At 68.4% G+C, this 24777-nt stretch carries 27 protein-coding genes; 20 read left to right on the forward strand and 7 right to left on the reverse strand.

The annotated features are described in order from the left end of the window. Nucleotides 1-14: 14 nt before the first annotated feature. Genes murJ through WEB29_04930 form a run of 4 tightly spaced genes read left to right on the forward strand, consistent with a single transcriptional unit; the run spans nt 15 to nt 5224 of the window. Complete coding sequence (gene murJ / locus WEB29_04915; protein ID MEX2136290.1) at nt 15-1616, forward strand: murein biosynthesis integral membrane protein MurJ; 1602 nt, start codon at nt 15-17, stop codon at nt 1614-1616. Continuing rightward, complete coding sequence (locus WEB29_04920) at nt 1613-2668, forward strand: peptidoglycan bridge formation glycyltransferase FemA/FemB family protein (GenBank protein MEX2136291.1); 1056 nt, start codon at nt 1613-1615, stop codon at nt 2666-2668. Before murJ ends, WEB29_04920 begins: the two co-directional genes overlap by 4 nt. Then, nucleotides 2665-4161, forward strand: coding sequence for a UDP-N-acetylmuramoyl-L-alanyl-D-glutamate--2,6-diaminopimelate ligase (locus WEB29_04925; protein ID MEX2136292.1), 1497 nt, complete (start codon nt 2665-2667; stop codon nt 4159-4161). Before WEB29_04920 ends, WEB29_04925 begins: the two co-directional genes overlap by 4 nt. Continuing rightward, complete coding sequence (locus tag WEB29_04930; GenBank protein ID MEX2136293.1) at nt 4154-5224, forward strand: peptidoglycan bridge formation glycyltransferase FemA/FemB family protein; 1071 nt, start codon at nt 4154-4156, stop codon at nt 5222-5224. Before WEB29_04925 ends, WEB29_04930 begins: the two co-directional genes overlap by 8 nt. Nucleotides 5225-5229: 5 nt before the next feature. Here WEB29_04930 and WEB29_04935 read toward each other — a convergent pair whose 3' ends face one another. Beyond that, nucleotides 5230-5463 carry a hypothetical protein gene (locus tag WEB29_04935; protein MEX2136294.1) on the reverse strand — a complete coding sequence of 78 codons (234 nt, stop codon included), beginning with the start codon at nt 5461-5463 and terminating at the stop codon, nt 5230-5232. 63 nt (nt 5464-5526) lie between these two features. Between WEB29_04935 and WEB29_04940 the strand changes: the two genes are divergently transcribed. From WEB29_04940 to WEB29_04970, 7 genes are all read left to right on the forward strand, one after another. After that, on the forward strand, nt 5527-5823 hold the full coding sequence (locus WEB29_04940) for a type II toxin-antitoxin system Phd/YefM family antitoxin (GenBank protein ID MEX2136295.1): 297 nt from the start codon (nt 5527-5529) through the stop codon (nt 5821-5823). Between the two features lies 1 nt (nt 5824). After that, nucleotides 5825-6349 carry a type II toxin-antitoxin system VapC family toxin gene (locus WEB29_04945; GenBank protein ID MEX2136296.1) on the forward strand — a complete coding sequence of 175 codons (525 nt, stop codon included), beginning with the start codon at nt 5825-5827 and terminating at the stop codon, nt 6347-6349. Between the two features lie 12 nt (nt 6350-6361). Further along, complete coding sequence (locus WEB29_04950; protein ID MEX2136297.1) at nt 6362-7441, forward strand: peptidoglycan bridge formation glycyltransferase FemA/FemB family protein; 1080 nt, start codon at nt 6362-6364, stop codon at nt 7439-7441. 66 nt (nt 7442-7507) lie between these two features. Then, nucleotides 7508-7819: a hypothetical protein gene (locus WEB29_04955; protein ID MEX2136298.1), complete on the forward strand. Its 312-nt coding sequence runs from the start codon at nt 7508-7510 to the stop codon at nt 7817-7819. A gap of 49 nt (nt 7820-7868) precedes the next feature. Then, complete coding sequence (locus tag WEB29_04960) at nt 7869-8300, forward strand: SRPBCC family protein (GenBank protein ID MEX2136299.1); 432 nt, start codon at nt 7869-7871, stop codon at nt 8298-8300. A gap of 51 nt (nt 8301-8351) precedes the next feature. Further along, nucleotides 8352-8765 (forward strand): SRPBCC family protein, encoded by a 414-nt coding sequence (locus tag WEB29_04965; GenBank protein ID MEX2136300.1) that lies wholly within the window; start codon nt 8352-8354, stop codon nt 8763-8765. A gap of 20 nt (nt 8766-8785) precedes the next feature. Further along, nucleotides 8786-11002: a bifunctional (p)ppGpp synthetase/guanosine-3',5'-bis(diphosphate) 3'-pyrophosphohydrolase gene (locus WEB29_04970; GenBank protein ID MEX2136301.1), complete on the forward strand. Its 2217-nt coding sequence runs from the start codon at nt 8786-8788 to the stop codon at nt 11000-11002. 492 nt (nt 11003-11494) lie between these two features. Here WEB29_04970 and WEB29_04975 read toward each other — a convergent pair whose 3' ends face one another. From WEB29_04975 to WEB29_04990, 4 genes are all read right to left on the reverse strand, one after another. Beyond that, nucleotides 11495-12709 carry a hypothetical protein gene (locus WEB29_04975; GenBank protein MEX2136302.1) on the reverse strand — a complete coding sequence of 405 codons (1215 nt, stop codon included), beginning with the start codon at nt 12707-12709 and terminating at the stop codon, nt 11495-11497. 46 nt (nt 12710-12755) lie between these two features. Further along, a complete protein-coding gene (locus WEB29_04980) occupies nt 12756-13562 on the reverse strand; it encodes a hypothetical protein (protein ID MEX2136303.1) in 807 nt (268 codons plus the stop codon). After that, nucleotides 13559-14107 carry an RNA polymerase sigma factor gene (locus WEB29_04985; protein MEX2136304.1) on the reverse strand — a complete coding sequence of 183 codons (549 nt, stop codon included), beginning with the start codon at nt 14105-14107 and terminating at the stop codon, nt 13559-13561. Before WEB29_04985 ends, WEB29_04980 begins: the two co-directional genes overlap by 4 nt. Before the next feature lie 194 nt (nt 14108-14301). Then, nucleotides 14302-14838: a hypothetical protein gene (locus tag WEB29_04990; protein ID MEX2136305.1), complete on the reverse strand. Its 537-nt coding sequence runs from the start codon at nt 14836-14838 to the stop codon at nt 14302-14304. A gap of 148 nt (nt 14839-14986) precedes the next feature. Here WEB29_04990 and hisS point away from each other — a divergent pair, with 148 nt between their 5' ends. After that, the gene (hisS, locus tag WEB29_04995; GenBank protein ID MEX2136306.1) at nt 14987-16252 is read left to right on the forward strand and encodes a histidine--tRNA ligase; all 1266 of its coding nucleotides are present in this window, start codon (nt 14987-14989) and stop codon (nt 16250-16252) included. A gap of 6 nt (nt 16253-16258) precedes the next feature. Here the strand turns inward: hisS and WEB29_05000 are convergent, their stop codons facing one another. Further along, nucleotides 16259-17518, reverse strand: a complete 1260-nt coding sequence (locus tag WEB29_05000) for a hypothetical protein (GenBank protein MEX2136307.1) — start codon at nt 17516-17518, stop codon at nt 16259-16261. A 56-nt stretch (nt 17519-17574) separates the two neighbouring features. Between WEB29_05000 and aspS the strand changes: the two genes are divergently transcribed. The 3 genes from aspS to WEB29_05015 all read left to right on the forward strand — a co-directional run bounded on the left by aspS (nt 17575) and on the right by WEB29_05015 (nt 19939). After that, nucleotides 17575-19374: an aspartate--tRNA ligase gene (gene aspS, locus WEB29_05005; GenBank protein MEX2136308.1), complete on the forward strand. Its 1800-nt coding sequence runs from the start codon at nt 17575-17577 to the stop codon at nt 19372-19374. Between the two features lie 139 nt (nt 19375-19513). Beyond that, complete coding sequence (locus WEB29_05010) at nt 19514-19726, forward strand: hypothetical protein (GenBank protein ID MEX2136309.1); 213 nt, start codon at nt 19514-19516, stop codon at nt 19724-19726. Nucleotides 19727-19786: 60 nt separating this feature from the next. Further along, complete coding sequence (locus WEB29_05015; GenBank protein ID MEX2136310.1) at nt 19787-19939, forward strand: hypothetical protein; 153 nt, start codon at nt 19787-19789, stop codon at nt 19937-19939. Nucleotides 19940-19942: 3 nt separating this feature from the next. On the opposite strand, the gene WEB29_05020 is transcribed toward WEB29_05015, so the two are convergent. Then, on the reverse strand, nt 19943-20329 hold the full coding sequence (locus WEB29_05020) for an ectoine synthase (protein ID MEX2136311.1): 387 nt from the start codon (nt 20327-20329) through the stop codon (nt 19943-19945). A gap of 41 nt (nt 20330-20370) precedes the next feature. Between WEB29_05020 and WEB29_05025 the strand changes: the two genes are divergently transcribed. Genes WEB29_05025 through WEB29_05045 form a run of 5 tightly spaced genes read left to right on the forward strand, consistent with a single transcriptional unit; the run spans nt 20371 to nt 24693 of the window. After that, entirely contained in the window at nt 20371-21804 is a 1434-nt protein-coding gene (locus WEB29_05025; protein MEX2136312.1) for an LCP family protein, read from the forward strand. Nucleotides 21805-21817: 13 nt separating this feature from the next. Continuing rightward, nucleotides 21818-22993 (forward strand): cysteine desulfurase family protein, encoded by a 1176-nt coding sequence (locus WEB29_05030; protein ID MEX2136313.1) that lies wholly within the window; start codon nt 21818-21820, stop codon nt 22991-22993. Then, the gene (gene mnmA, locus WEB29_05035; GenBank protein MEX2136314.1) at nt 22993-24081 is read left to right on the forward strand and encodes a tRNA 2-thiouridine(34) synthase MnmA; all 1089 of its coding nucleotides are present in this window, start codon (nt 22993-22995) and stop codon (nt 24079-24081) included. Before WEB29_05030 ends, mnmA begins: the two co-directional genes overlap by 1 nt. After that, nucleotides 24078-24395 carry a hypothetical protein gene (locus WEB29_05040; GenBank protein ID MEX2136315.1) on the forward strand — a complete coding sequence of 106 codons (318 nt, stop codon included), beginning with the start codon at nt 24078-24080 and terminating at the stop codon, nt 24393-24395. Before mnmA ends, WEB29_05040 begins: the two co-directional genes overlap by 4 nt. A gap of 37 nt (nt 24396-24432) precedes the next feature. Next, entirely contained in the window at nt 24433-24693 is a 261-nt protein-coding gene (locus tag WEB29_05045) for a YtxH domain-containing protein (protein MEX2136316.1), read from the forward strand. Nucleotides 24694-24777: the final 84 nt, after the last annotated feature.

Here is a 24777-nt window from a genome sequence, read left to right on the forward strand (position 1 = left end):
GCGACGCCGTCGGCGTGGAGACGCCGCCGGAGCCTCGCGGTCCATCGATCGGTCGAGTGCTGGCCAACGCCAGCCTGATCCTGACCGTGGCGGCGCTCGCCAGCCGCCTGCTGGGCTGGATCCGGCTGCTGGTCATCGGCTCGCAGTTCGGTGCGTCGGAGGACCTCGACGCCTACTTCGCTGCCTTCCGCATCCCGGATGCGATCTTCCAGCTGGTGGTGGCCGGGGCGCTCTCGGCCGCCCTGATCCCGGTCTTCAGCAGCTACCGGGCGCGGGAGGACGAGCGCGAGGCCTGGCGCCTGGCGAGCAGCGTCATCAACCTGGTCCTGATCGCGCTGGCCGTGTTCAGCCTGGTGATGGCCATCCTGGCCCCCTGGGTGGTGCCGATCATCGCGCCGGGCTTCGACCCCGAGACGACCGAGCTGACGGTGCGCCTCACGCGGGTGATGCTGCTCAGCCCGGTCTTCATCGGGATGGGCGCCGTGGTGAGCGGGCTGCTGAACACCTACGGGCGCTTCGGGGTGCCGGCGGCAGCCCCGCTGGTCTACAACCTGGCGATCATCGTGGCCGCGGTGGTGCTGGCGCCAACGCTGGGGGTCGAGGGGCTGGCGATCGGCGTGGTGGCGGGGTCGATCCTGCACCTGGCAATCCAGCTGCCGCAGCTGCGCGGCGTGGGACGTCATTACGACCTGACCATCGGCCTTGGACATCCGGGGGTCCGCCAGGTGGCGTGGCTGATGGGTCCGCGCCTGCTCGGCCTTGCCGCGGGACAGCTGAACTTCATCGTCAGCACCGTGCTTGCCAGCAGCCTGGGGGTTGGGGCCGTGACCGCCTACAACTACGCCTTCCAGCTCAGCCAGATCCCGGTCGGCGTGCTGGGGGTGAGCGTCGCGGTCGCCCTCTTCCCGACCTTCTCGCGCGATGCGGCGCTGGGACACATCGCCGAGATCCGGCGCCAGCTGTCGACCAGCCTGCGCATCCTCATCTTCCTGGCAGCACCGCTGACGGCAGTCATGATCGTCCTGGCCCGCCCGATCGCCGCGGTCTTCTTCCAGTACGGCCTCTTCTCGAGTGCCGCCGCCGAGCGCACGGCGGGGGCGCTGGTCTTCTTCAGCATCGGCCTCGCCGGGCATATCGTGGTGCACGTGCTGACGCGCGCCTTCTACGCAATGCAGGAGACCCGCGTCCCGGTGCTGTGGGCGATCGTGGCGGTGGCCATCAACGTGCCGCTGATGGTGATCCTGTCGGGGCCGATGGGGGTCGAGGGGCTGGCACTGGCCCTCTCGATCAGCGCCTCGCTGGAGGTGATCGGCCTGGCTTGGGCCCTTCGCCGCCGGATCGACTCGATCGACGAGGGGACGATCCTGCGATCCACGCTTCGCTCGGCGACCGCGGCGGTTGTTGCCGGCGCCGTCATGCTCGGCGGATTGACCGCCGCGCAGGAGTGGTTCGGCCCGCTGTTGGCGAACGGCGCGGGGCGCGTGCTGGTGCTGCTCGTCCTTGCCGCTGCCGGGACGGCGGTCTACCTGCTGGCGGCCGTTGCGATGCGTTCCCAGGAGCTGGGCCAGGTGCGTCGCTACCTGCTCCACCGTGGCTCGGCCGAGGACACCGCATGAGCCGCTTCCGGCCGGCGACGCCCGCTGACGAGTCCGCCTGGCAGGCGCTCCTTGGACGGAGCCCGGCCGGCGACTTCCTGCACGACTGGGCGTGGGCAGAGGTGGCAGCCTTCGACGGCCAGGTGCAGAGGCGCTTCGTGGTCGAGGAGGAGGGCGAGATCGTGGCGATCGCAGCAGCCCAGGAGCGTCGCCTGCCGCTTGGACGGGCCTTCTGGTACGTCCCGCACGGGCCCGTCCTCGACTACGCCGATCCCCAGGCTGCCGATCGGTTGCGCGCCGTGACAATTGGCCTGCGCGAGGTCGGCCGGGCCTCCCGGGTGATCGCGGCCAAGCTGGAGCCGCGTGTCGAGGCCGATTCGTCCGCGATGGCGCACTTCGCACGCCTGCGGCCCGATCCGCGAACCGTCCAGGTTGGCCAGACGCGCCTGGTGGATCTGACCGATGACGAATCGTTGATGGGCAGCTTCGACAAGGACACGCGCTACGCGGTGCGCCGCTCGCAGCGCGAAGGAGTGGAGGTCCGCGTCCTGACCGATGCGTCCGACACGACGCCGATCGACGAGCTCCACGGCCTGGTGCTCGAGACGCAGCGCCGAGCGGGCTTCCCGCGGCCGCCGCTCGAGCGCTATCGGACCGCGTGGAAAGGGCTCGCAGGCGCCGGCCGCGCCTCGATCCTGGAGGCCCGGCGGGGCGACGAGCTGCTCGCCTCCGGCATGCTGGTGCTGGAGGGCGAGCAATCCTTCTATCTCTTTGCCGGCTCGCGGCGCGAGGAGCCGGGCGAGCCGAAGCACTACGCCAGCTACCTGCTGCAGTGGGAGATGATGCGCCTCGCCCGCGAGCTCGGCAGCCGGGTTCACGACCTGTGGGGGATCGCTCCCGCTGGGGCCGGCCCGGAGCACGCCTGGCACGGGGTCGGCCTCTTCAAGAAAGGCTTCGGCGGCCGCGAGGTCCGATGGGCTGGCACCTGGGATGTCGTCATCGACCCCACCGTCTACCGCCTCCGCTCGGTGGTCGCGATGGCGCGCTCGGCCATCCCTGGGAGGTCCCGATGAGCGCACCACGCTTGATGGGCCTCGGCGAGCTGACCGACGCCATCGGTCCGGAACGGGTGGTCGGCGTGCCGGTCGGCGAGGTCCGCTCCCTCGCCTACGACTCGCGGCACGCCACTGCGGGCACACTCTTCTTCGCGGTTCCCGGCGACCATGTCGACGGGCATGACTTCATCGCCGATGCGGTGGCGCGCGGCGCACGAGCGGTGGTCGCCGAGCGGGAGACCCCTGGCCTCGCCGTCCCGCAGCTGCTTGTGCCCCGCACCCGCGACGCACTGGGCGATGCCGCCGACGCCTGGTACGGGCGCCCCTCGGAGCGCCTGGAGGTGATCGGCGTGACCGGCACCGACGGCAAGACCACGACCTGCTACCTGGCCGTCGCCGCGCTGCAGGCCGGCGCGCGCCGGCCGGGGATGATCGGCACGGTGGCGGTACGGGTCGGCGACATGGAGTGGCCCAATAGGGATCGGAACACAACCCCGGAGGCGCTGGAGCTCCAGGCGCTGCTGGCGGGCATGGTCGAGGCCGGCAACGATTGCGTGGTGATGGAGGCGACCAGCCACGGACTCGCCCAGTCACGCGTCCGCAACTGCCGCTTCCGGGTCGCGATTGTGACCAACGTGACCAGCGAGCACCTCGAGTTCCACGGCACGCTGGAGGCGTATCGGGCGGCCAAGGCGATGCTGGTCGAGGAGGCGCCGATTTCCATCCTGAATGCCGATGACCCAGCCTTCGGCTACTTCCGCGACCGAGCTCGTGACCGGGTCCTCACCTACGGGACCGATTCCTCCGCCGACGTCCGCGCCACTGATATCGAGGCCCGCGCCGACGGCACGACCTTCACGGCCACCACGCCCAGCTGGAGCGCCGAGGTCAGCCTGAAGCTGCCAGGTGCCTTCAACGTGCACAACGCCCTGGCGGCGCTGGCCCTGGCCGAGGTCGAGGGCGTTGACCTCGCTGCAGCGGCCGCCGCCCTTGGCGGCGTCAGCGGCGTTCCCGGCCGAATGGAGCGGATCGACGCTGGTCAGCCGTTCGGGGTGGTGGTCGACTACGCGCACACCGCCGAGTCGCTCGAGAAGGTGCTCAGCACCCTTCGTCCGCTGACAAAGGGGCGACTGATCGTGGTCCTCGGTTCGGCGGGGGAGCGCGACCGGGTCAAGCGTCCCGCCCTGGGGCGCGTGGCGGCCGAGCTGGCCGACCTCGCCATCGTGGCGGACGAGGACCCCCGCCTGGAAGATCCGCGGGTCATCAACGAGGCGATCGCCGACGGGGCGCGCGAAGCTGGCGCTCGCGACGGCGAGAACCTCTGGGTCATCGACGACCGCCGGCAGGCGGTCGCACACGCCATCCGCCTGGCGGAGGCGGGCGACATGATCCTGCTGGCCGGCAAGGGGCACGAGGGCAGCATCATCTACGGCCGCGAGAAGCGCTGGTGGGACGAGCGCGAGGTGGCTCGCCAGGAACTCGCCACGGCCGGATTCAGCGCCGATGCCTGAGCTCTCCGCCTTCTACGTCACCGACCGCGACGCCTGGAACGCCTTCGTCGAACAGGCCCCGTACCGCAGCTTCCCGCAGCTCTGGGAGTGGGGCGAGCTGCGCGAGCCGGCCGGGTGGCGTGCCATCCGGTTCGCGGTAGGGGAGCGCGAGGAGCGGCCGCTGGCGGGCGCCCAGGTGCTGATCCGCACCGTGCCGGTCGTCGGCTGGCGCCTCGGGTATGCGCCGCGGGGCCCGATCGGCCAGTTCGACGAGCCGGAGACTCGCCGATCCCTGGTCGCGGCCATGCGCCACCTGCGCGTCCTGGAAGGGATAGCCACCCTCAAGGTGGACCCCGAGGCCACGGCAGGCGAACCGCTCAGTGCGGAGCTTCTTGGCCCCCGTTGGCGGCCGTCGGCCAAGGTGCAGCCGCCGCGGACCCGGGTCATCGACCTCTCACTCGACGAGGACGCGCTCCTGGCCGGCATGCGCAAGAAGCACCGGCAGTACGTCCACAAGGCAGAACGCGCCGGGATCCAGGTCGAGCAGCTCGCCACGAACGCCCCGCCCAACGAGGCGGCCACCGCCCTGACCGACTTCTACGCGATCTACCGGGAGACCGCCGAGCGCGCGGGATTCGCGGTCCGCGTGCAGGAGTACTACGAACGCGTCTGGAGCCTCTTCGGCCCGGGCGGCCACGCCCGGCTCTTCTTCGCCACCCTGGACGGCGAGCGCGTGGCGACGCTCTTCCACTTCACATGCGGCGACCGCGCCGCAGAGGCCTACGGCGGCATGACCGATGCCGGCGCGGCCTCGCACGCCAACTATCTGCTCAAGTGGGAGGCGATGCGCGCCTTCAAGGCCGCCGGCTTCTCCAGCTACGACCTGTGGGGCATCGCGACCGGCGGCATCGCGCAGTTCAAGGAGGGCTTCGGCGGCCGACAGATCGACTACGTCGGCGCCCGGGACCTTCCGCTCCGCACCGCCCAGGACGCGGCCCTCCGGTTGCTCCTGCCCGCCTACGGCATCGCCCAGCGAGCCCGCCTGCGGCTCACTGGTCACAAGCTCGCGGGCAGCGACGACTGACGGAGTCAGCGGCTCTTCGAGAAGTCGGTCTCCTTCACGACCTTGCCAGTGCGATCGTAAGTCCGCCAGATCCCGATCTGCCGCCCACGGTCGAACTCGCCGGATCGCATCGGGCTCCCGTCCTTGCGGAAGAACTCCCAGGCGCCGTGCATCTGGCCGTCGAGCTGAAAGCCGCGGTAGCGGACTCCGCCGTCGTCGTAGTGAGCGATATCGGGGACCGGCTCCGTGCGTTTCGGCATCCAGGGGATTATCGTCGTTCGGGCCATTGACCAGGGTCTTATGACCGGTCATGATAATTGGCCATGAGAACCGTGACTGCGATGGGCCTTCGGGCGCGCCTGGGCGAGATCCTCGACGCAGCTTCTTCCGGCGAGCGGATCGTGATCGAGCGTGACCATAAGCCGATGGCGGTCTTGATCCCTTACGAGGACGCCGCCCGCCTCGATCCGGACGAGCAGGAGCGCATCCGGCGCAGCCTCGAGGCTCTTGACCGACTGGTGGCCCGCGGCAAGCGCCTCCGGGCCTCGGGTCTCATTCCCGGGGACGCGCCAGATGCAGTGACGGCGATCCGTGAGGAGCGGGCGCGCGATGACCTCTAGCGTGGCCTCGGCGCTCGTAGTCGACGCCTCGGTCGCCGTGGCGATCACCGTCCAAGAAGCGGGTCACGACCGCGCCGTTACGATCCTCCGAGAGCGCCGGGCCGCCGGTAGCAAGCTGCTGGTGCCTGCATTCTTTTGGCTCGAGGTGGCCAACGTCCTCGTCAGGCGCTATCGCCAGCGGCCTGGGGTGGTGCTCGAAGCAATCGTTGACTTGGAGAACCTTGGTCTGGAGTCTATTGCGCTCGACCGGCCGCAACTGTTGCTCACGATCGACGCAATGGAGCGCGGCGGCCTTTCGGCCTACGACGCCGCGTATCTAGCCCTCGCGGAGTCCGCCAATGCGCAGCTCACGACTGCCGACCGACGCCTCGCTGCTGCAGCCGGCAGCCGGGCCTTACCGATCGGTGGCGGTCGCACAATCAAGGAAGCCCGCGAGCCCTACCCGGAATCCTGGGCGGCGTGGCCGGGGGCCGCCGCCTATCTCAAGCAGCTTCGCGCGCAGGTGGTCGGCCAGGCCAACGGGTAGGCTTCTGGACCGATGCCTCCCATCCTCCGTCGCGCCGACGACACCGACCGCACCGCCTGGGACGCCTTCATCGCCTCCCGTCCGGAGGCCGATCTCCTCCAGAGCTGGGCCTGGGGCGAGTGCACCGCGCTCGCGGGCGAGCCGTCTGCCCGCCTCCTGCTCGATGACAACGGCACGATCCGCGGCATTGCCCAGGCCCTCATGCGCCCTGCCGGGTTCGGCCGCCAGGTCGCCTACGTCGCGCATGGCCCAATCTGGGACCGATCGGCCCCGGACGCCGATCGTCTCTTCGCCTGGCTGCTCCAGGGCCTGCGCACCCTCGCCCGCAAGGAGAAGGCGCTCGTGGTCAAGCTCGACCCCCGTACGGAGCCCAGCGACGCGACCGACCTCGCCGGTCTTGTCGGGACCAACAGGCTCCGCCCTGCACCCGACCTGCAGGCCCCGACTACCCGGATCGTCGACCTGCTGGATGGGGCCGAACAGCTCGAAGCGTCCTGGCACGCGGACGCGCGTCGCCTCTCGCGTCGCGCCGAGCGCGAGGGCACGCAGGTCACCGTCACCCGCGAGCCCGATCCCGCGCAGATTGCGATCCTCCACGAGCTGCTGACCCTGACCGCCGAGCACGGCGACTTTCGCGTCCGCTCACCGGAATTTCTCGAGCGGCTCGCGACCGAGCTGAGCCGCTCGGACGGCTGGTACCTGGGCATCGGCCGTGTCGAGGACACGCCGATCGCCGCCATGGCCTTCCCCCGCATCGGCAATCGCGCTTACTACCTGTACGGGGCCCTCCGCCGCGACCCCGAGTACAAGCATCACTACGGCGCCCACGCCGTCATGGCCACGATGCTCCGGGACCTCGCCGCCGATGGCTGCTCCACCGTCGACATGTGGGGCGTCGCCGAGCCGGACGACACCACCGCCGATCCCGCCTGGCGTGGCTTCTCCGACTTCAAACGCACCTTCGGCGGCCTTCCCCTCCGCCATCCCGGCCTCTTCGACCTCGTGACCCATCGGTTCTGGTACCGGCTTCGCGCCATGCGGGCCTGGTTCCATGGGCGTGTCGCAGCGATTCTTGCCTTGTCGGATCGGTAGTTGTTCAATGGGGTAGGGTTTCATTAACAATCACCGGACGAGCGGTGGGCATGAGGAGAGCGAGCGATGTATGCCAGGGTGAGCTACTACGCCGAATCGCCAGAGCAGATTGATGCAACGATCAGCAACTGGCGGAACAATGTCCTTCCTGCGGTTCGGCAGCAGATGAAGGAATCGGGCCTCAAGGACCATGGCGCCATGGTCCTCGTCGACCGCGGCTCTGGAAAGTCGCTCAGCATCAGCTTCTGGGAAACGGAAGACGAGATGCGGGCGAGTGAGGAGCAGGCCGACCGAGCCCGAGGGCAGATAGCTCGCGCCGGAGGCGGGAATATCACCGGCGTCGAGCGGTATGAAGTTGTAATCGACGAGCGAGAGTAGACACATCGCTGACCTGGACTAAAGTCGGCTGGTACAGGGACGCGATGGCATGATTTCCGCACGCGACAGCACCACGATCGGCCGACCCATCGACGAGGTCTTCTCGTATGTGGCCGATACCACCAACGACCCCGCTTGGCACACCGATTTCACTGAAGTCCGCCGCCGCGGCTCGCAGCCGACGCAGCTTGGAACGGAGTTCGACGTCCAGATCAAGCCCTTCATGGGACAGTCGACGGGCTGGCTGAAGGTCACGGGGTACGAGCTGAACCGCCTGCTTGAGCTCGAAGGCCGTGTGGGGGCGATGGAGCCGACGCTCCGCTACACCTTTCGAACGGCGGATGGCGGGACGGAGGTGGGCCGGGAGGAAGCCCTTGAGCCACCGGGCCTGATGCGTTTGCTGCAGCCGTTCCTGCGCCCGGTCTTCGCCCGCAGAAACAGACAGTTTCTGGAGAACCTGAAGCAGGTTCTCGAGCGCTAGACGGAGGCTGCGGGAGCCGATGTCACGGAGCTCGTGCTGGGATAAGGACGCATGAGAATTGAATTGACAGAGCTCATCAACCGACCGCCGGCAGAGGTGTTTCGGTTCATCGCTGCTGACCATGTTCGGAACCATCCGCGCTGGGATCCCAAGATGGAGCTTCAGCAGGTAACCGAGGGACCGCTCGGCGTTGGAACCGTCATTCGTCGGCGCAATACACATACAGGCAAGCCGGTCGAAGGGACGATGGAGGTCGTGGAGTTCGTGCCGAACCGTGCGTTCGGGATGGTGATTCAGGACGGTCCGACGGAGATGCACTCGCGGATCACGTTCGAGGAGCAGGATGGGAACCGAACCAAGCTCATCGCCAGCGTCGACATACCGTCGATGGCCGAACCGATGAACCCCGAGCCGATCGAGCAGAGCATGCGCCGCATGAAGGAGCTGATCGAAGCCGGGCGGTAGGGTGCTACCCTTGCTTGACCATGGACCTGGCACGCCTGAGGGCGGCCCCGGCCGCCGTGGCGAAGCGCATCTCGCGAAATGCCGAGCCAGCGGCCAGCACGCCCACCATCGATACCGTCATCGCGGAGGCGCGACGACATCGGCCGAGCGTCAACGTCGGCCTGATCGAGCGTGCCCACCAGGTCGCGGCGGCCGCGCATGAAGGCCAGCTGAGGGCGTCGGGCGAGCCGTACATCACCCACCCGGTGGCGGTGGCCTACGAGCTGGCGGCGCTCCAGCTGGATGCGGAGAGCATCGCCGCCGCACTCCTGCACGACGTGCCCGAGGACACCGATCTGACCATCGCCGACCTCGAGAAGCGCTTCGGGCGCGAGGTGGCGCGGCTGGTCGACGGGGTCACCAAGCTCAGCAAATTCGGCTCAGCCCGCTCCATGGAGGAGCAGCAGGCCGAGAACATCCGGAAGATGTTCCTGGCCATGGCCGAGGACGTGCGGGTGGTCATCATCAAGCTCGCCGACCGGCTCCACAACATGCGCACCCTGGGCGCCCTGCCACCCGACAAGCAGGTGCGCATCGCGCGCCAGACGATGGAGATCTACGCGCCGCTGGCACATCGGCTGGGGATCTGGCAGTGGAAGTGGGAGCTCGAGGACCTCGCCTTCAAGCACGCCGAGCCGGAGACCTTCCGCAAGATGGTCGAGATGCTGGCCGACCGCCGCAAGGAGCGCGAGTCGTTCGTCAATAAGAGCATCGGCATCCTGACCAAGGAGCTTGCCAAGGTCGAGATCGAGGCGGAGATCAGCGGGCGGCCCAAGCACCTGTACAGCGTCTACAAGAAGATGGAGCGCAAGGGCGCCGAGTTCAGCGAGATCTACGACCTGCACGCCATCCGGCTAATCGTGGACGAGGTCAAGGACACGTATGCCGCGCTGGGTGTGGTCCACTCCATCTGGCGACCGATCCCCGGGCAGTTCGACGACTACATCGCCATGCCCAAGGCCAACCTTTACCAGTCACTGCACACCGCCGTCATCGGGCCCGATGCCAAGCCGCTCGAGGTCCAGATCCGGACCCGCGCCATGCACGAGGTGGCGGAGGCGGGGATCGCCGCTCACTGGCGCTACAAGGAGGGCTCGCGCGGCGATCGCCGCTACGACGAGAAGCTGGCCTGGGTGCGGCAGCTGATCGACTGGCAGCGCGAGGTGGTCGACGCGACCGAGTTCGTGGAGGGGCTCAAGCTCGACATCTTCCAGGACCAGGTCTTCGTGTTCACCCCCAAGGGCGACGTCAAGGACCTGCCCTCCGGCGCGACCCCGCTCGACTTCGCCTACCGCATCCATACCGATGTCGGCCATCGCACCATCGGCTCCAAAGTCAACAACCGATTGGTGCCGCTCGACTACCGGCTGCACAACGGAGACATCGTCGAGATCATCACCACCAAGGCCGCGCACGGGCCGTCCCGAGACTGGCTCAACATCGTGCGCACCAACCAGGCCCGCGAGAAGATCCGCGCCTGGTTCAAACGGCAGCAGCGCGACGAGAACATCGCCCAGGGCAAGGAGATCCTCGACCGTGAGCTCCGCCGCCTGGCGCACGAGACGCTGGTCAGCATCGACGCCGACAAGCTGCTGGAGCTGGCGTCCCATGCGCATTACAAGGAGCTCGACGACTTCTACGCCGCCATCGGCTACGGGGCGGTCTCGCCGGCCAGCGTGGTTGGCAAGCTGGAGATCCACGACGACGCGGCGATCACCCTGCCCGAGGTGGCGCCGCCCTCCGGCGTGCCCTCCGCCAGTGGGATCCGGGTCAAGGGGGTGGGCGACCTTCTGGTGCGCTTCGCGAAGTGCTGCTCACCGATCCCCGGCGACCCGATCACCGGCTACGTAACCCGCGGCAAGGGCGTGACCGTGCACCGCTCCAACTGCCGGTCGGTGCTGTCGGAACGGGATATCGAGCGGCTGATCGACGTGGATTGGGAGGCGGTGGACCTGCAGACCTACCCGATCACCATCCGGATCCTGGCGGTTGACCGGCCGGGGCTGCTCAACGAGATCACGAATGTCGTGGCCGAGGACAAGGTCAACATCGTGGCGGCGTCGATTGGCACGCACCCCGATGGCACCGCCACGATCAGTGCCACGCTCAAGGTCACGTCGTTGCAGCAGCTAGCCAAGGTGCTGACCCGCATCGAGCGGGTGCGTGATGTGACCAGCGTCAGTCGCGAGGCGCGCTAGGGGCTTGGGCCTGGCGGGCTCGGGCCACCTCATTGGTGTCGAGCCTGGTCGTGCACTCGTGCTGCACGATCGCACGAACGACCCTGACACCGGCGACTACGCCGAGGATTTCTGCCAGGATCCGCGTCATGTGCACGTGGCCTCGGCGCCCAGCTGCGAAATGTAGTCCCGCTCGATCTGCGACCCCAGCCCGACGCTGTCCAGGTGGGATCCACCTTCCAGGCCGCGATCACGGATTCCGATCACGACCGCGTACCGAACGCCGAGGTACGGCGGGACCCACTCCTCGAAATAGAGCGCGACAAATCCGCTATCGAAGCACCGAGCGTCAATCAGCCTCGGATGAATCGGGAGCGGGAATGCTCTCGAACTTGCGATGACCCACTGGCGCGCACCATCGGACTTCTGCATCCCGCAAGACGAGGGGCGGAAGGGTGTAGGCGAGTGCGGGCACTACCGCCATCACGAGGATGAACAGGAGCGCTGAGCGAATCATGGCTCTCCTGCCGGCACCGGCTCAGCCTCGGTGCGGGCCTGGACGAGGAGCAGGAAGACCAGCGTTGCGGCGGTCGCGATGAGCGTCAGCGAGATCCAGATCCGCGCGACCGGCAGCGTCACGAGGTCCTCGAGCCACGGCCAGAACGTGAACGGCGTGGTGTCGACCAGGGCGTAGAGCATCGAGGCTGTAAAGCCAGCGGTCATGAGCAGATATGCCGCGAAGACGCTCCAGTTGGCCGCGGCGAGGGGGGCCAGCACGGCCATCGCCGGGAACAGGTAGCGCTCGTGGACGCGGGTCGGCAGGAAGTAGAAGGCGAAGATCACGAAGGCTCCGCCGGCCAGGATCATGCGCAGGTCCTGCCGCCGCAGCAGCGGGAGCACCGCTGCGGTCAGGCCGAGGACGAGCAGGACGGCGCCGATGTAGACCAGGTCTCCATCGGGCTTCTTGTACCCGTGGAAGAGGCCCCAGATGTTCGCCGCATTGGCCGATGACATCTCCTTGAAGCTCCCAGCGCCGATCACGCGACCGATGTACGAGATCGGATCCATGCGCAGCGGGAGCGCCACGACCAAGTAGGCGGCCGCCCCGCCAAGGGCCGAGCGAACGATGGGAACGACGCTACGGGTCGCGCGCCACTGCACGATCGCGACGACCGCGACCGGCAGCAGGACGAGCCCGAACTGCGGTTTGACCAGGAGCGCGAGCACGGCGCAGGCACCGGCCATTGCGAACCGCCTCCCGGCCAGCGCCAGCAGGGCGAGGAGATAGGCGAGCGTCCCGGCGGCGTCGACCTGTCCCCACACCGGTCCTGCCAGCAGCACGGCCGGGCTGAAGATGTAGATCGCCGGGGCCACGAGCCCCCGGACCGGGCCGACCATGCGTCGTGCCGCCACGTAGGTGACCACACCGATGGCCAGGTCGAAGGGGATCGAGAGGCCCTTGACCGCACGGGCCTGGGCGACACCGTCGAGCAGCACCCCGATCGGCCAGTACGCGTACAACAACGCCGGGTAGAGGGCGCCGTCATGGCGGTAGAAGTCCCACGGGCCGTAGATCGCCATTCTGTCCGCCCAGCGGCCGTTGACCTCCGCGTCGCCGTAGTGGCCTGTCGTGTCGAGGACAGCGAGCCGGATCGCCAGGCCTGCGGCCAGGAGCGCGGCGAGCGTCAGCCACACGAGGATCGTCCGGAGTCTGACGGTCCGCATCATCGGCGCAGCCTAGCGGCTCGCGATCAGATGCGGCAGACCGCGAAGGTCAATCCCCGGTCGTGATCGCAAGCCCGAGGAGCGTGGAATCACACGTGTTGTCTACGCCCGGATCCACGATGAAGTAGATCGACTCGCCGCGACGGACCGTGGTGGTGACGTCGAGATGGTCGCTGTCTCCCGAACGAACCTCGGACGCGAACAACGTTGAAGACTCACGGTCCACCGAGAAGCCGATGCCGCTCCCGAGCTCCTTGCAGTTGCGATCGACCATGAGCACGAAGCCGCGAATCGTCACGTCCCCAGCGACGGGGCTCGTCCAGCCGAGGATCGCAAATCGCACGCTCCCATCGGCCTTCCAGGGATGCATGACAAGCCCATCCTTGTCGCGATACACGATGACGGTCGAGGGATCGGTCCACTGGCCGTTGGCGAAGGTCGGAAGTGGCTCGTACTGGAGAGGAGCGTGCGCCCTGGGGCTGCTCAGATAGCTCCACACATTCGAGTTGCCGTACGAGTCCGGACTCGGGTTGCGCTGGCTGGGTGCCACCAGGAATTCCGCGCCGGGGTCCCACGCCAACTCCGGCCGGGCGTCCGCCGACGCGGTTGGAAACAGTGACCCGATGCGGTTAACCGTCAGCCCGCCCGCCACGACGACCAGGATCAGCACCGCCGCGGCGGCCAACACTCCCACCGGCCCGCTGCCGAGCCAGCTACGACCTGTCCGGCGAGTTCCGCCCTGAGGAGTCCTGGCCACGGACTCCAGGGCATTCTCGAGCACCTCTCGTGGCATCGGCTGCGCATCGTCAGTGAGCCAATCGTCGAGGAGGCGTTCGATCTCTTCGTCGGATCTCATCGCCTGCCTACTTCCGGCGTCGTCCGAGCATCGGCCTCAAGTGCGGCGCGCAGGGTTTTGAGGGAGTAATGGAGCCGTGAGCGCACGGTGCCCACCGGGATGTCGAGGGCTTCGGCAATCTCCTGGTTCGACAGGCCGGCGTAGTGCTTCAGAACGACCACTGCCCGATGGTCGATGGGCAGTCGCTGGAATCCGCGCTCGAGCTGGTCGCGGTCCGCTACGAGGGTCGCGTGGTCGGGCGCGAAGGTCCGGTCCGGCGTCACGGCGGCCGCGCGCAGGCCCCACAGGCGCTGACGGCCTGCCTCGGCGTAGGCAGCGCGGACGACGATGCGGTAGGCCCACGCCTGGAATCGGTCTGGATCCTTGAGCTGGGGCAGCATCCGCCAGATATCGATCATGGCCTGCTGGGCGGCGTCCTCGGCGCGTCCGGTGTCGCGCAGGATGTGATGGGCGGTGGCGTACATGCGATCACCGATCCTCACCGCAAGCGCAGCGTAGGCCGACTCGTCGCCCTGCTGCGCGCGCTCGACCAGCTCGCGATCCAATGCCCGCCCTCGTCGCCCGCGACCTGGCTCGACAGGTCGACGCGTAAGGCGGCATCTTCGCCGTTGAGTGCGTGAGGTGGCAAGCATTCACGGTGCTGCGGAGGTGTGGGAGATGGGCGGGGTGATCCGCCCATTCCCCTCACTGGCGCCGAAGCCAGCCGTGGCACTTCGTCACTGCCGCAGCCAAGTGCTGGCTACGAGTTCACGTTTCCGATCGCGATGTCGCCCTGCACAAGGAAGGCGTCATGTGCGGTCGTGGCCGCGTCAGGACACGTTGCTGGGAAGTTGCGGGGCACGGCAACCGCAGTGGAGTCGAGTGGAAGGATGTACGTCCCGCTCACGACGTCCGGGTTGGCTGGGTTCTGGTCGCTATTGTCGATCAGGAACACCAGGAACTTGTCACCTACGCCAAAGCCCGGCGAAGGGTCAGCGGTCAGCCTCGTGATCACGCCGCCGATGGCGGTCTGGTTGCCGGAAACGTCGAGGCATTTCACCTGGCCGCTGAAGGTGAGGTTTATCGCCAGGTTTCGGTACCAGTACGAGCCCCACGCACCGTTTGTATCGGCCTGGGCATATGCGTTGAACTGGACCCTCCGCTCATTGCCATCTGCGCTAAGGCGGTAGCCACTGCCCGATACGAAATCGCCGTTGGACGCTGGCGCTCCCGATACTGGTGTACCCAGTAGCATCATGACGGCGGTTGCCGCCATGAGGACACGCAGTTTTCGCACTTGGGCTCTCCTCTCGTCGTTGGGCGAGCCACCAAGCTGATGGCCGCTCGCTATCTGATGCAATGAGAGCCTCTGCCCTTCGATCGACTCAATCTTCGCTGACGGGCAGGGAGCGTTTCCCGAGGGTATGGGTCGGTAGACTCCGCACATGTCCCGTCCCGTCTCCGCGCCGCGCGGCACGCGCGACCTGCTCCCCGAGGACGGCTCCGCCTGGAGCCGCATCGAGGAGATCGCCCGGGACCTGAGCAGCCGGTATGCGCTCGATCGGATCGAGACGCCGCTCTTCGAGCGGATCGAGCTGTTCAGCCGCGGCCTGGGTGAGTCGTCCGACGCAGTCGAGAAGGAGATGTTCCGCGTCAGCGGGGCGGCCGGCAGCGAGGAGGAGCGCGCCGAGTGGGCGCTCCGACCGGAGCCCACTGCCGGCATCGTGCGGGCCTATCTCGAGCACGGCATGCACGTGCGGCCAGGTCCGCAGCGCCTGTGGATGATCGGCCCCATGTTCCGCTACGACCGCCCGCAGGCCGGCCGCTTCCGGCAGTTCGTGCAATGGGACGTCGAGGTCATCGGCGATCCGGGCCCGATGGTCGACGCCGAGATCATCGAGCTCGGCCACCGTTTCTTCGAGGGGGCGGGGTTGGGCGACGTCGTGGCCTACGTCAACTCGATCGGCGACGCGACGTGCCGCCCCGGCTACCGAACCGCCCTGATCGAGTACTTCGCTGCGAACGAAGACCGCCTGACCGATGACTCGCGACGGCGGCTGAGCGTCAACCCGCTGCGTGTCCTCGATGGCAAGGATCTTGATCCGGAGCTCGCTGCGGGCGCCCCCCGCTCGATGGACCACCTGTGCGATCCGTGCCGAGCGCACTTCGTGGCGGTCCAGGCATTGCTCGACGACCTCGGCGTGCGCTACGAGGTCGACAATCGCATCGTGCGGGGCCTCGACTACTACACGCGCACCACCTTCGAGTTCTACGTTGCCGGCCGTCGGGGGCAGCAGCAGGCGCTCGGTGGCGGCGGCCGCTACGACGGGCTGGCGGAGCTCCTCGGCGGGCCCCCGATGCCGGGGATCGGCTTCGGGATCGGGATTGATCGGACGGTGCTGGCGGCAGCCGAGCAGGGCGTTACGGTGCCGGCAGGCGCACCCCTGGTGGTCGTGGTCGGCGCGGATCCGGATGCCCTTGCGCCGCGCCTGGCGGTCGCCGGGACCCTGCGTCAGGCCGGCCTCCGCGTGCGCGCCGACGGCAGCGCCCGAAAGCTGGGGAGGCAGCTGGAGTCGGCTGCCAAGCTCGGAGCACGCTTTGCTGTCATCGTCGACCCGCAGCTGCCGGAGGGGAGCGTGACCCTGCGCGACCTGGATGCCAGCGAGCAGCGCCAGGTCCGGCTCGACGAGGTAGCCGGGTCGATGCGTTAGCCCCTATCAGATCAGCCCGCTGATCAGCAGGACGACGCCGCAGAGGATGAGTCCGAAGAGCAGGAACGGGCGGTACGAGGCCCGCCTCAGGTCTTCGCGCAACAAACCATCGGCTCGTGGCCCGGCCTCGTCGCGGAGCGCGATGAGCGGCGCCTTCCAGTCTCCGCCGCTGGCGGCCAATGCGCGAGCGTCCGCGATCACCGCCTCGCCGCGCGCCGCCAGGCGCTCGGCGGAGTCGGGGTCGCCGACCGCCTCGGCCTGTTCCCGCAACGAGTCGAAGTCCGGATCGCCACCCTCGACCCATCCCAGGTAGACCCGGAGCGACTGCTGCTCGAATCGATCCCACTCGCTCACGATGGGCATGCGCTCGGTGACCGCGCGTGCCTCGACCAGGTCCCCCGTGAGGAGGAGGATCTCGGCTCGCGCCCAGCGCGTCTCCGGCCGTTCGGGGTTTCGTTCCAGCCATCGATGCATCGCCGGCAAGGTGGCCGGCACCGGCGTCCCCACCATCGCAACCCATCGCTTCATGCCGGGATTGCCGACGACCGCGTAGCCTTCCCACGCTCTCCGGACGCCCCCGGGAATCGTCACGTAACCCAACTCGACGGCGATCACGGCAAAGGCCACCGTCCCGGCCAGCAGCCCCACGGGCCAGGGCACGCCGGCTTGCACCGCCAGCGGGAGCCCGAACCCGGTGATCACCAGGGCAGCGGCAATGCCGATGAGCGTCTGGATCGGGATCGGGCCGATGGCCGTCTCCCGCAGGATGGCGCTCCCGATCGCGGCGGGATCGCGGATCTGGGTGGCGGCTCTCTCGAGAAGCGGCGGCACGGGCACCGGGCGATCTCCTCGAGCGATGAGCAGCGCCCCAACGACGATCAGCACGACCTCCGGCGCCCACCAGAGCCACAGGACGGCGTCGTAGACGAGGTCGGGATTCAGGGCATCCTGGACCAGGAAATAGCCCCACCATCCGGCCCCGGGCAAGCCAAGAGCGATCAGCAGCGTCCCGGCCGCCACCCCGTGACCTCGCCGCACGAGCCAGTAGGTTGCGAACGTGGGAATGGCCAAGAAGAGCGCGACATAACCCAGCTCGGGCATGAAGAGGAAGCCGATCGCGCCGCTGGCCCCCTCCAGGCCAGCAACCAGGCGCACGGTCGCGCGCGAGATCTCGCGGCCGCGGTAGCGCTGTACCCCGGCATAGACCAGGACGCCCGCCGCGCCGAGCATCGCGAGCAGTGTCACCAGCGCCATGAGCCGTATCACGGGCGGCATCATGGCAGGCTCGGAGCGGCCCACGCTCCGGTACCATTCGACCTCCCATGGGCCAGGCCTTCCGGAGTCACACCTGCGGCGAGCTGCGCGCCTCCCACGTGGGAGAGCGGGTGACGCTGGCCGGCTGGGTGCATCGGCGCCGCGACCATGGCCATCTGGCCTTCTTCGACCTGCGCGACCGATACGGGATCACCCAGGTGGTGACCAACGCGGACGACGCAGCTGATGCCCATCTCGCCGCCGAGCCGGCACGCAACGAGTGGGTGGTGCAGGTGGAAGGCGTGGTGCGCCATCGGCCTCCGGGGACGACCAACGCCGAGCTGGCGAGCGGCGAGATCGAGGTCGCGGTCGACACCTTCGCCGTCCTCAACCCCAGCAAGCTGCCGCCGTTCTACGTCAACGAGGAGCAGCCCGGCCTCGACGAGTCGCTGCGCCTGACCTATCGCTACCTTGACCTGCGCAGGCCTCCGCTCCAGGGGCGGATCCTGCTGCGGGCACGGCTGGCGAGTGCCGTTCGCCGGCAGCTGGAGGCATTCGGGTTCGTCGAGGTCGAGACCCCGACTCTGATCCGCAGCACGCCCGAGGGTGCGCGCGACTTCGTGGTGCCCAGCCGCGTGCAGCCCGGCAAGTTCTACGCGCTGCCGCAGTCCCCGCAGCAACTCAAGCAGCTGTTGATGGTGGCCGGGTACGACCGCTACTACCAGCTCGCCCGCGCATATCGGGACGAGGACCAGCGCGGCGATCGGCAGCTGGAGCACACCCAGGTCGACATCGAGATGAGCTTCGTGGCAGCCGAGGACGTCATGGCGACCGTCGAGGACGTGGTGACCGCCGTCAGCGGCGAGGTGCTCCCGGAGCGTCCGATCCTGCAGACTCCGTTCCCGCGCCTCACCTACGAGGAGGCGATGAGCCGATATGGATCGGACAAGCCCGATCTGCGCTTCGGGATGGAGCTGATCGACCTGGGCGAGACGGTCAGCGACGTCGACTTTCGGATCTTCACCGAAGCGCTCGCGGGGGGTGGCGCCGTGTTCGCCATCCGCGCACCAGGCTGCGGTGACTACTCTCGCCGCCAGCTCGACGAGCTGACCGACCTTGCCCAGCGCCACGCTGCCAAGGGCCTGATCCACGTGTCCGTGCAAGCTGATGGCTCCCTTCACGGCCCGCTCGGTAAGTTCCTGTCGTTGACGCAGACGGCAGCCATCCTGGAAGCGGTGGGTGGCGAGGCAGGCGACCTGCTCCTCATGGTGGCCGATGCCGATCGTCTCGTCGCTGCCGGCGCGCTCGGCCGGCTGCGGCTCGAGATGGGCCAGCGGCTCGACCTGCGCGATGCCAGCACGCTGGCGTATGTCTGGGTCTATCCCTTCCCGATGTTCAAATGGGACGCGGACCTCGGCCGCTGGGATGCGACCCACAACCCGTTCAGCGCACCGCTCTGGGATGAAGAGGCACGCATGGAGGCCGATCCCGGCGCCGTCCATGCCCAGCAGTACGACCTGGCGCTGAACGGCTGGGAGCTCGGTGGTGGATCGATTCGGATCCATCGTCGCGACCTGCTTGAGCGCGCCTTCGCGTTGATGGGCCACAGCGTGGAGGGGATGCGCGACCAGTTCGGCGCCCTGCTCGATGCGCTCGAATATGGCGCACCTCCACACGGCGGCATCGCGATCGGGCTGGACCGATGGTCCGCCCTGCTCGCCGACCAGGACAACATCCGCGAGGTGATGGCTTTCCCCAAGACGCAATCCGGCAGTGACCTGATGATGGGCGCGCCGTCGCCGATCACTCCCGAACAGCTGGCCGAGCTGTCGCTGCGCGTCGTGGATCACGACCGAGAGAAGTCCTAGCCATGCCTCGGCGACCGATCCGCCTGATCTTGGCAATCGGACTTGGTGTGGCGGCCCTGGCGGCAGGCTGCGTGAATTCAGCGGCCGGGGTACTCCGGAAGCGGCGGCGGCCTTCAACTCGGCACACCCACGAGAGACAGTGATCGACCATTACCGAGCGGAATGGACGGCTGCCGGCTGGACGCTCAACCCGTCATCGCCTCTCGCCTCTGAGCCGCCCGCGGGCGAGGACAGTCCCGACTTCGTGTTCGGCGGCGCGAGCGCCCACAAGGACGGCATGACCTACTCGATCACGGCTCAGCTGGAGGGAGCAGAGACGCTCTACCTGCTGCTCGTCGGCCCAGATCGATGACGCCTGCAATTGACAGTCGCGGTGTAATCACGCAAGGGGGCGAATGCAGAGGAGGAGAGGATGTCTCTGAAGCCGGGCGCAATTCTGTTGCTCGTCGCGGTTGTGCTGTTTCTGCTTGCGGCGTTTGAGTTCAAGGTCGGCACGTTGGACCTCGTGACGCTCGGCCTGGCCGCGTTCGCGGGCTCGTTCCTGCTCGAGGGCTGGAAGCGCTAGCGTCTAATCGGTCGGCGGCGGGAAGCTTCCATCTGCGTCATGCGTCTCGCCGCCGGTCAACGCCGGGTTGAAGACACAAACGAGATGGAGGTCGGTCCGCACGCGGAGGGTGTGGCGGTCGTGCTGGTCGAGCGCATACATCGACCCAGGCCGAAGGATGTGCTGCTCACCAGTTAACAGGTCGGTCAGCTCCGCCTCACCCGCCATGAGGTAGCAGGCCTCGAGGTGATGCTTGTACTGCAGGGTGAGCTCGGTTCCTGCCGCCACGGTGGTGTCGTGCAACGAAAAGCCCAGCCCGTCGCGTCGTAAGAGGAGGCGGCGGCTGCGCCAGCCCTCGCCCGCGACATCCCGGTCACTCCCCACCACATCGTCGAGGGTTCGCACGATCACCGATCCACACCTCCATGTCCCAGCGTCGTAGACTGCCGCCCGTGGCGCCCCGCTTGATCGCCGCGATTCGGCACTCCGCCGTGATCGCAGCTCTGCTCTCGTTCGTGTGGCCCGGCCTTGGTCAAGGCTGGGTCGGTTCGCGTCGTCGGGCGCTGATGTTCGCGGTGCCGATGATGCTCCTGCTGGGCGCCGGCGTGGTGGTCATGATCGTGCAGGGCAAGGCCCGCTCCCTGGGCCTGCTGCTCCAGCCGAGCGTTCTGCTGCCGCTCATCGCGCTCAACATCGCCGTGCTCGTCTACCGCCTCTTCGCAATCGTGGACGCGTATCGAGCGGCGGCGCGCCGTTGGCCGCCGATCCCGGATTTCCGGGCCGCGCTCGGACTGGTCCTCCTGGGCACCCTGCTGGGCAGCACGCTCCTGATGCACGGCTGGCTGGGGTTCGTCGGCATCAAGGCGTATGACACCGTGGTCGCCATCTCCCACCCGTTCGGCAGCGCGACGCCGGTCCCCGCCGCCAGCCGGCTACCCGGCGAGACGCCCGGCCCGACGCCCGAGCCGACGCCGATCCCCACTCCAGAACCGGCGTGGGGTGACAACGGGCGGCTCGATCTGCTCCTGGTCGGGGGAGACGCCGGCCCCGGGCGCTTCAGCCTGCGCACGGACACGATGGTCATCCTGAGCATCGAGGTCAGGACCGGGCGCGCTGCGCTGTTCGGGCTGCCGCGCAACCTCCTGAACGTCCCGCTGCCGGACGGTCCGGCCCAGGCCTTCGACTGCCGGTGCTATCAGGACCAGCTGAATTCGCTCTACACCTACGCCATTGCTCATCCCGAGATCTTCCCCGGCCCTGATGAGGAGCGCGGCTATCGGGCCGTCCAGGAGGCGATCGCCGAGCTGACCGGCCTCCAGATCGACGGGCAGGTGGTTGTCACCCTCGGCGGCTTCATTCACGTGGTGGATGCGCTGGGTGGGCTGGACATGACGACGAAGGACTCCATCTATGATGCGACCTATCCGGATCCCTTCAGCATCAAGCGCGATGTCACCGTCTACATTGCGAGAGGCTTCCACCACTTCGACGGCTGGCATGCGCTGGCCTACGCGCGTTCGCGCCACCAGGACAACGACTACAACCGGATGAACCGGCAGCAGGAGGTGCTGCTGGCGCTCCGCCAGCAGCTCGACCCGTGCACCCTCATCCCGCGCATCCCCGAGCTGCTCGACATCGCCCGTGACTCGCTCTGGACCAACATCCCGATCGAGCAGCTGCCGGACCTGTTGGCGATCGGAGCCAGCGTTCGCCCCGGCACCATCGCCACCTACCAGTTCTGGCCACCGGCCATTCAAGAGAATCTGGACTTCGCGAGCATCAGCCGGGTGCGGTCGATCGCGCGCACCGCGTTCCTGATGCCCTTGGCAACGCCGGCGCCGTCGTCCAGCGAGACCCCCACATCCGGCTCCGGGTCGGTCTGCTAGGAGACCTGGTCCGATGAGCATCTACCTCGACCATGCCGCCACCACGCCGCTCCGCGCCGAGGTGCTGGAGGCGATGCTGCCCTACCTGACGAACCACTTCGGCAATGCGTCAAGCCCGCACGCCGCCGGCCGACGGGCGCGGCAGGGACTCGACGAGGCCCGGGAAGGGATCGCTTCGATCCTGGGCGCCAGGCCCCGCGAGATCGTCTTTACCGGCGGCGGCAGCGAGGCCGATAACCTCGCCATCAAGGGTGCCGCCTGGGCGGCCAGCGCCAAGGGACGGCACATCGTCACCAGCGGCGTGGAGCACAAGGCGGTGCTGCATGCCTGCGCAATCATGGAGCGCTCCGGCTTCGGGGTGACCGTCGTCCCGGTCGACCGATTCGGCCGCGTTGACCCCGCCGCGGTCGAGGCCGCCATCAATGAGCACACCAGCCTGGTCTCGATCATGTACGCCAACAACGAGGTCGGCACGATCCAGCCGATCGCGGAGATCGGTGCCATCTGCCGCCGTCACCGCGTCCTCTTCCACGCCGATGCAATCCAGGCCGCGGGCTTCCTTCCACTCGACGTCGACAACCTGGGAGTCGATCTGCTGAGCCTGGCCGCGCACAAGGTGTACGGGCCCAAGGGGGTCGGCGCGCTGTTCGTGCGGCAGGGGACGGCACTCCTGCCGCAGATCCAGGGCGGCGCCCAGGAGCGGCAGCGGCGCGCTGGAACGGAGAACGTGGCCGGCATCGTCGGCTTTGGGCGGGCCCTGGAGCTGGCCCAGGGCGATCGATCGGCCCGCGACGCCGAGAATGGGCGTCTGGCCGGCCTGCGTGATCGGCTCCTTGTCGGCATGCGGGAGCTGGACGGGGTGGAGCCGAGCGGCCATCCCAGCGAGCGCCTGCCGCATAGCGCCAGCTGGCTGATCGACGGCGTCGAGGGAGGAGACCTGGTGGCCGCGCTGGACCTGGAGGGCGTTGAGGGGAGCACGGGCAGCGCCTGCACCAGCGGCTCCGCCGAACCGAGCCACGTCCTGCTGGCGATGGGGATCGACGCCGAGCGTGCCCATGGTGCGCTGCGCCTGACCGCCGGCCGAGGTACGACGCTCGACGACATTGAACGAGCGACCGAGGTCCTGCGCTCGACCATCGGCCGCATCCGTGAGCAGGCCGCGCGACCAAACACCGTGGCATCGGCCTGATGGCCCGCATCGTTGCCGCCATGAGCGGCGGCGTGGACTCGAGCGTTGCAGCGGCGCTGCTGGCGCGCGACGCGGGCCAGAGCGGTGACGAGGTGGTCGGCGTCTGGATGCGGCTTCACCCTGACGGTGGCGAGGGGTACGAGCAGAGTCGGAGCTGCTGCTCGCCCGACGCGCACGACGACGCCCGCCGGGTCGCGCAGCTGGTGGGGATCCCGTTCTTCGCCCTCAACCTGGAGCGCTCGTTCGAGGAGCGGGTGATCGACGCCTTCGCGGACGGCTACCTCGCCGGCGCCACTCCGAACCCATGCCAGGCCTGCAACCAGTACATCAAGTTCGACGAGCTGCTGCGTCGCGGCCTCGCCGCGTATGGCGCCGACCAGGTGGCGACCGGCCACTACGCGCGAGTCGAGGAGCGGGACGGTCACTTCCACCTCATGCGTGCGGCCGACGCCAACAAGGATCAGACCTATTTCCTGTGGGTCCTCGACCAGGGCCAGCTGGCGCACACCCGCTTCCCGCTCGGCGAGCTGACCAAGCCCGAGGTACGGCGGATCGCCGCCGAGCTGAAGCTGCCGACCGCCGACAAGCCGGAGAGCCAGGAGATCTGCTTCGTGCCCGCCGGCGACTACCGCGAGCTGCTGGCCGAGCGGCGCGGATACCTCGGCGAGCCGGGCCCGATCGTCGACACCGGTGGCGAGCGGATCGGCACCCATACCGGGTACGCGCACTACACCGTTGGACAGCGGCACGGCCTGGGCGTCGCGCTCGGCGAGCCCGTCTTCGTGCAGGAGGTACGCCCTGCCTCGAACACGGTGGTAGTGGCCAGGCGCGACGAGATCGCCGCGCGCAGCTTCGCGGTCGAGGGGCGCCGCTTCGTGGCGGGGGCGCCGCCGGCCGATCGCTTCAGCGCATCGGTCCGCATCCGGCACCGTGGAGCGGAGGTGCCGTGCGAGGTCACCGTGATCGGGGATGAGCGGCTCCTGGTCGAGACCTCCGAGCCGGTCTGGGCACCGGCGCCGGGGCAGGCGGCGGTCCTGTACGACGGAGAGGAGTGCCTCGGCGGCGGTCGCATCGCCCGCGCGACATGACGCCCTGGATGGTGCTCACCGCCTTCGTGGCGGCGATCAACCTGACCGTCTTCACCGCTCTCCGCGGTCGCTGGGACCGGCGGCTGCTGATCCTGGCGCTCGCCTCGCTGTTGGGCACCGCCGCGGGGAACGCGATCGGGGCGCGAACCGGCCTCGAGCTGGTGCGGATCGGCGACTTCCACCTGCTGGCCGCCTGCCTGGGTGCGCAGCTCGCCATGCTGGCCACCGATCTGCTGGCGCAGCTCGGACCTTCGCGGCCGCCCCCCGAGCGCCCTGCCCGCGGTGGTCGGGACGGGGAACGGACGGATCGTTAGAATCAGCGGACGCAAACGCTAGGGACGGACCGAGAGCATGAAAGATTCCGGGTTCGGCAGCTTCCTCGCAGGAGTCGTGATCGGCGGACTGATCGGTGCCGCCATCGGCCTCCTCCTTGCCCCGCGAACGGGTGACGAGATTCGCGAGCAGGTCGGTGAGTTCGTCGGCGAGAAGAAGGCAGCCATCGGTGAGGCGATCAGCGAGGGTCGCGCGGCGGCCGAGAAGGCACGCGCGGAGATGATGTCCGCGTACGATGCCGGCGGTGGGGAGCCTGCGCCGGAGGGCGCTGCCTCCTGACCGGCCATTCGCGCGCAATCACGCACGAGGAGTCGAGAGCCGGTTGTCGCCGGCTCTCGTGGTGAGTACGAGGTCACGGGCAGG

This window comes from Chloroflexota bacterium (genome assembly GCA_040902225.1).
Lineage (GTDB): Bacteria > Chloroflexota > Limnocylindria > QHBO01 > QHBO01 > CF-167.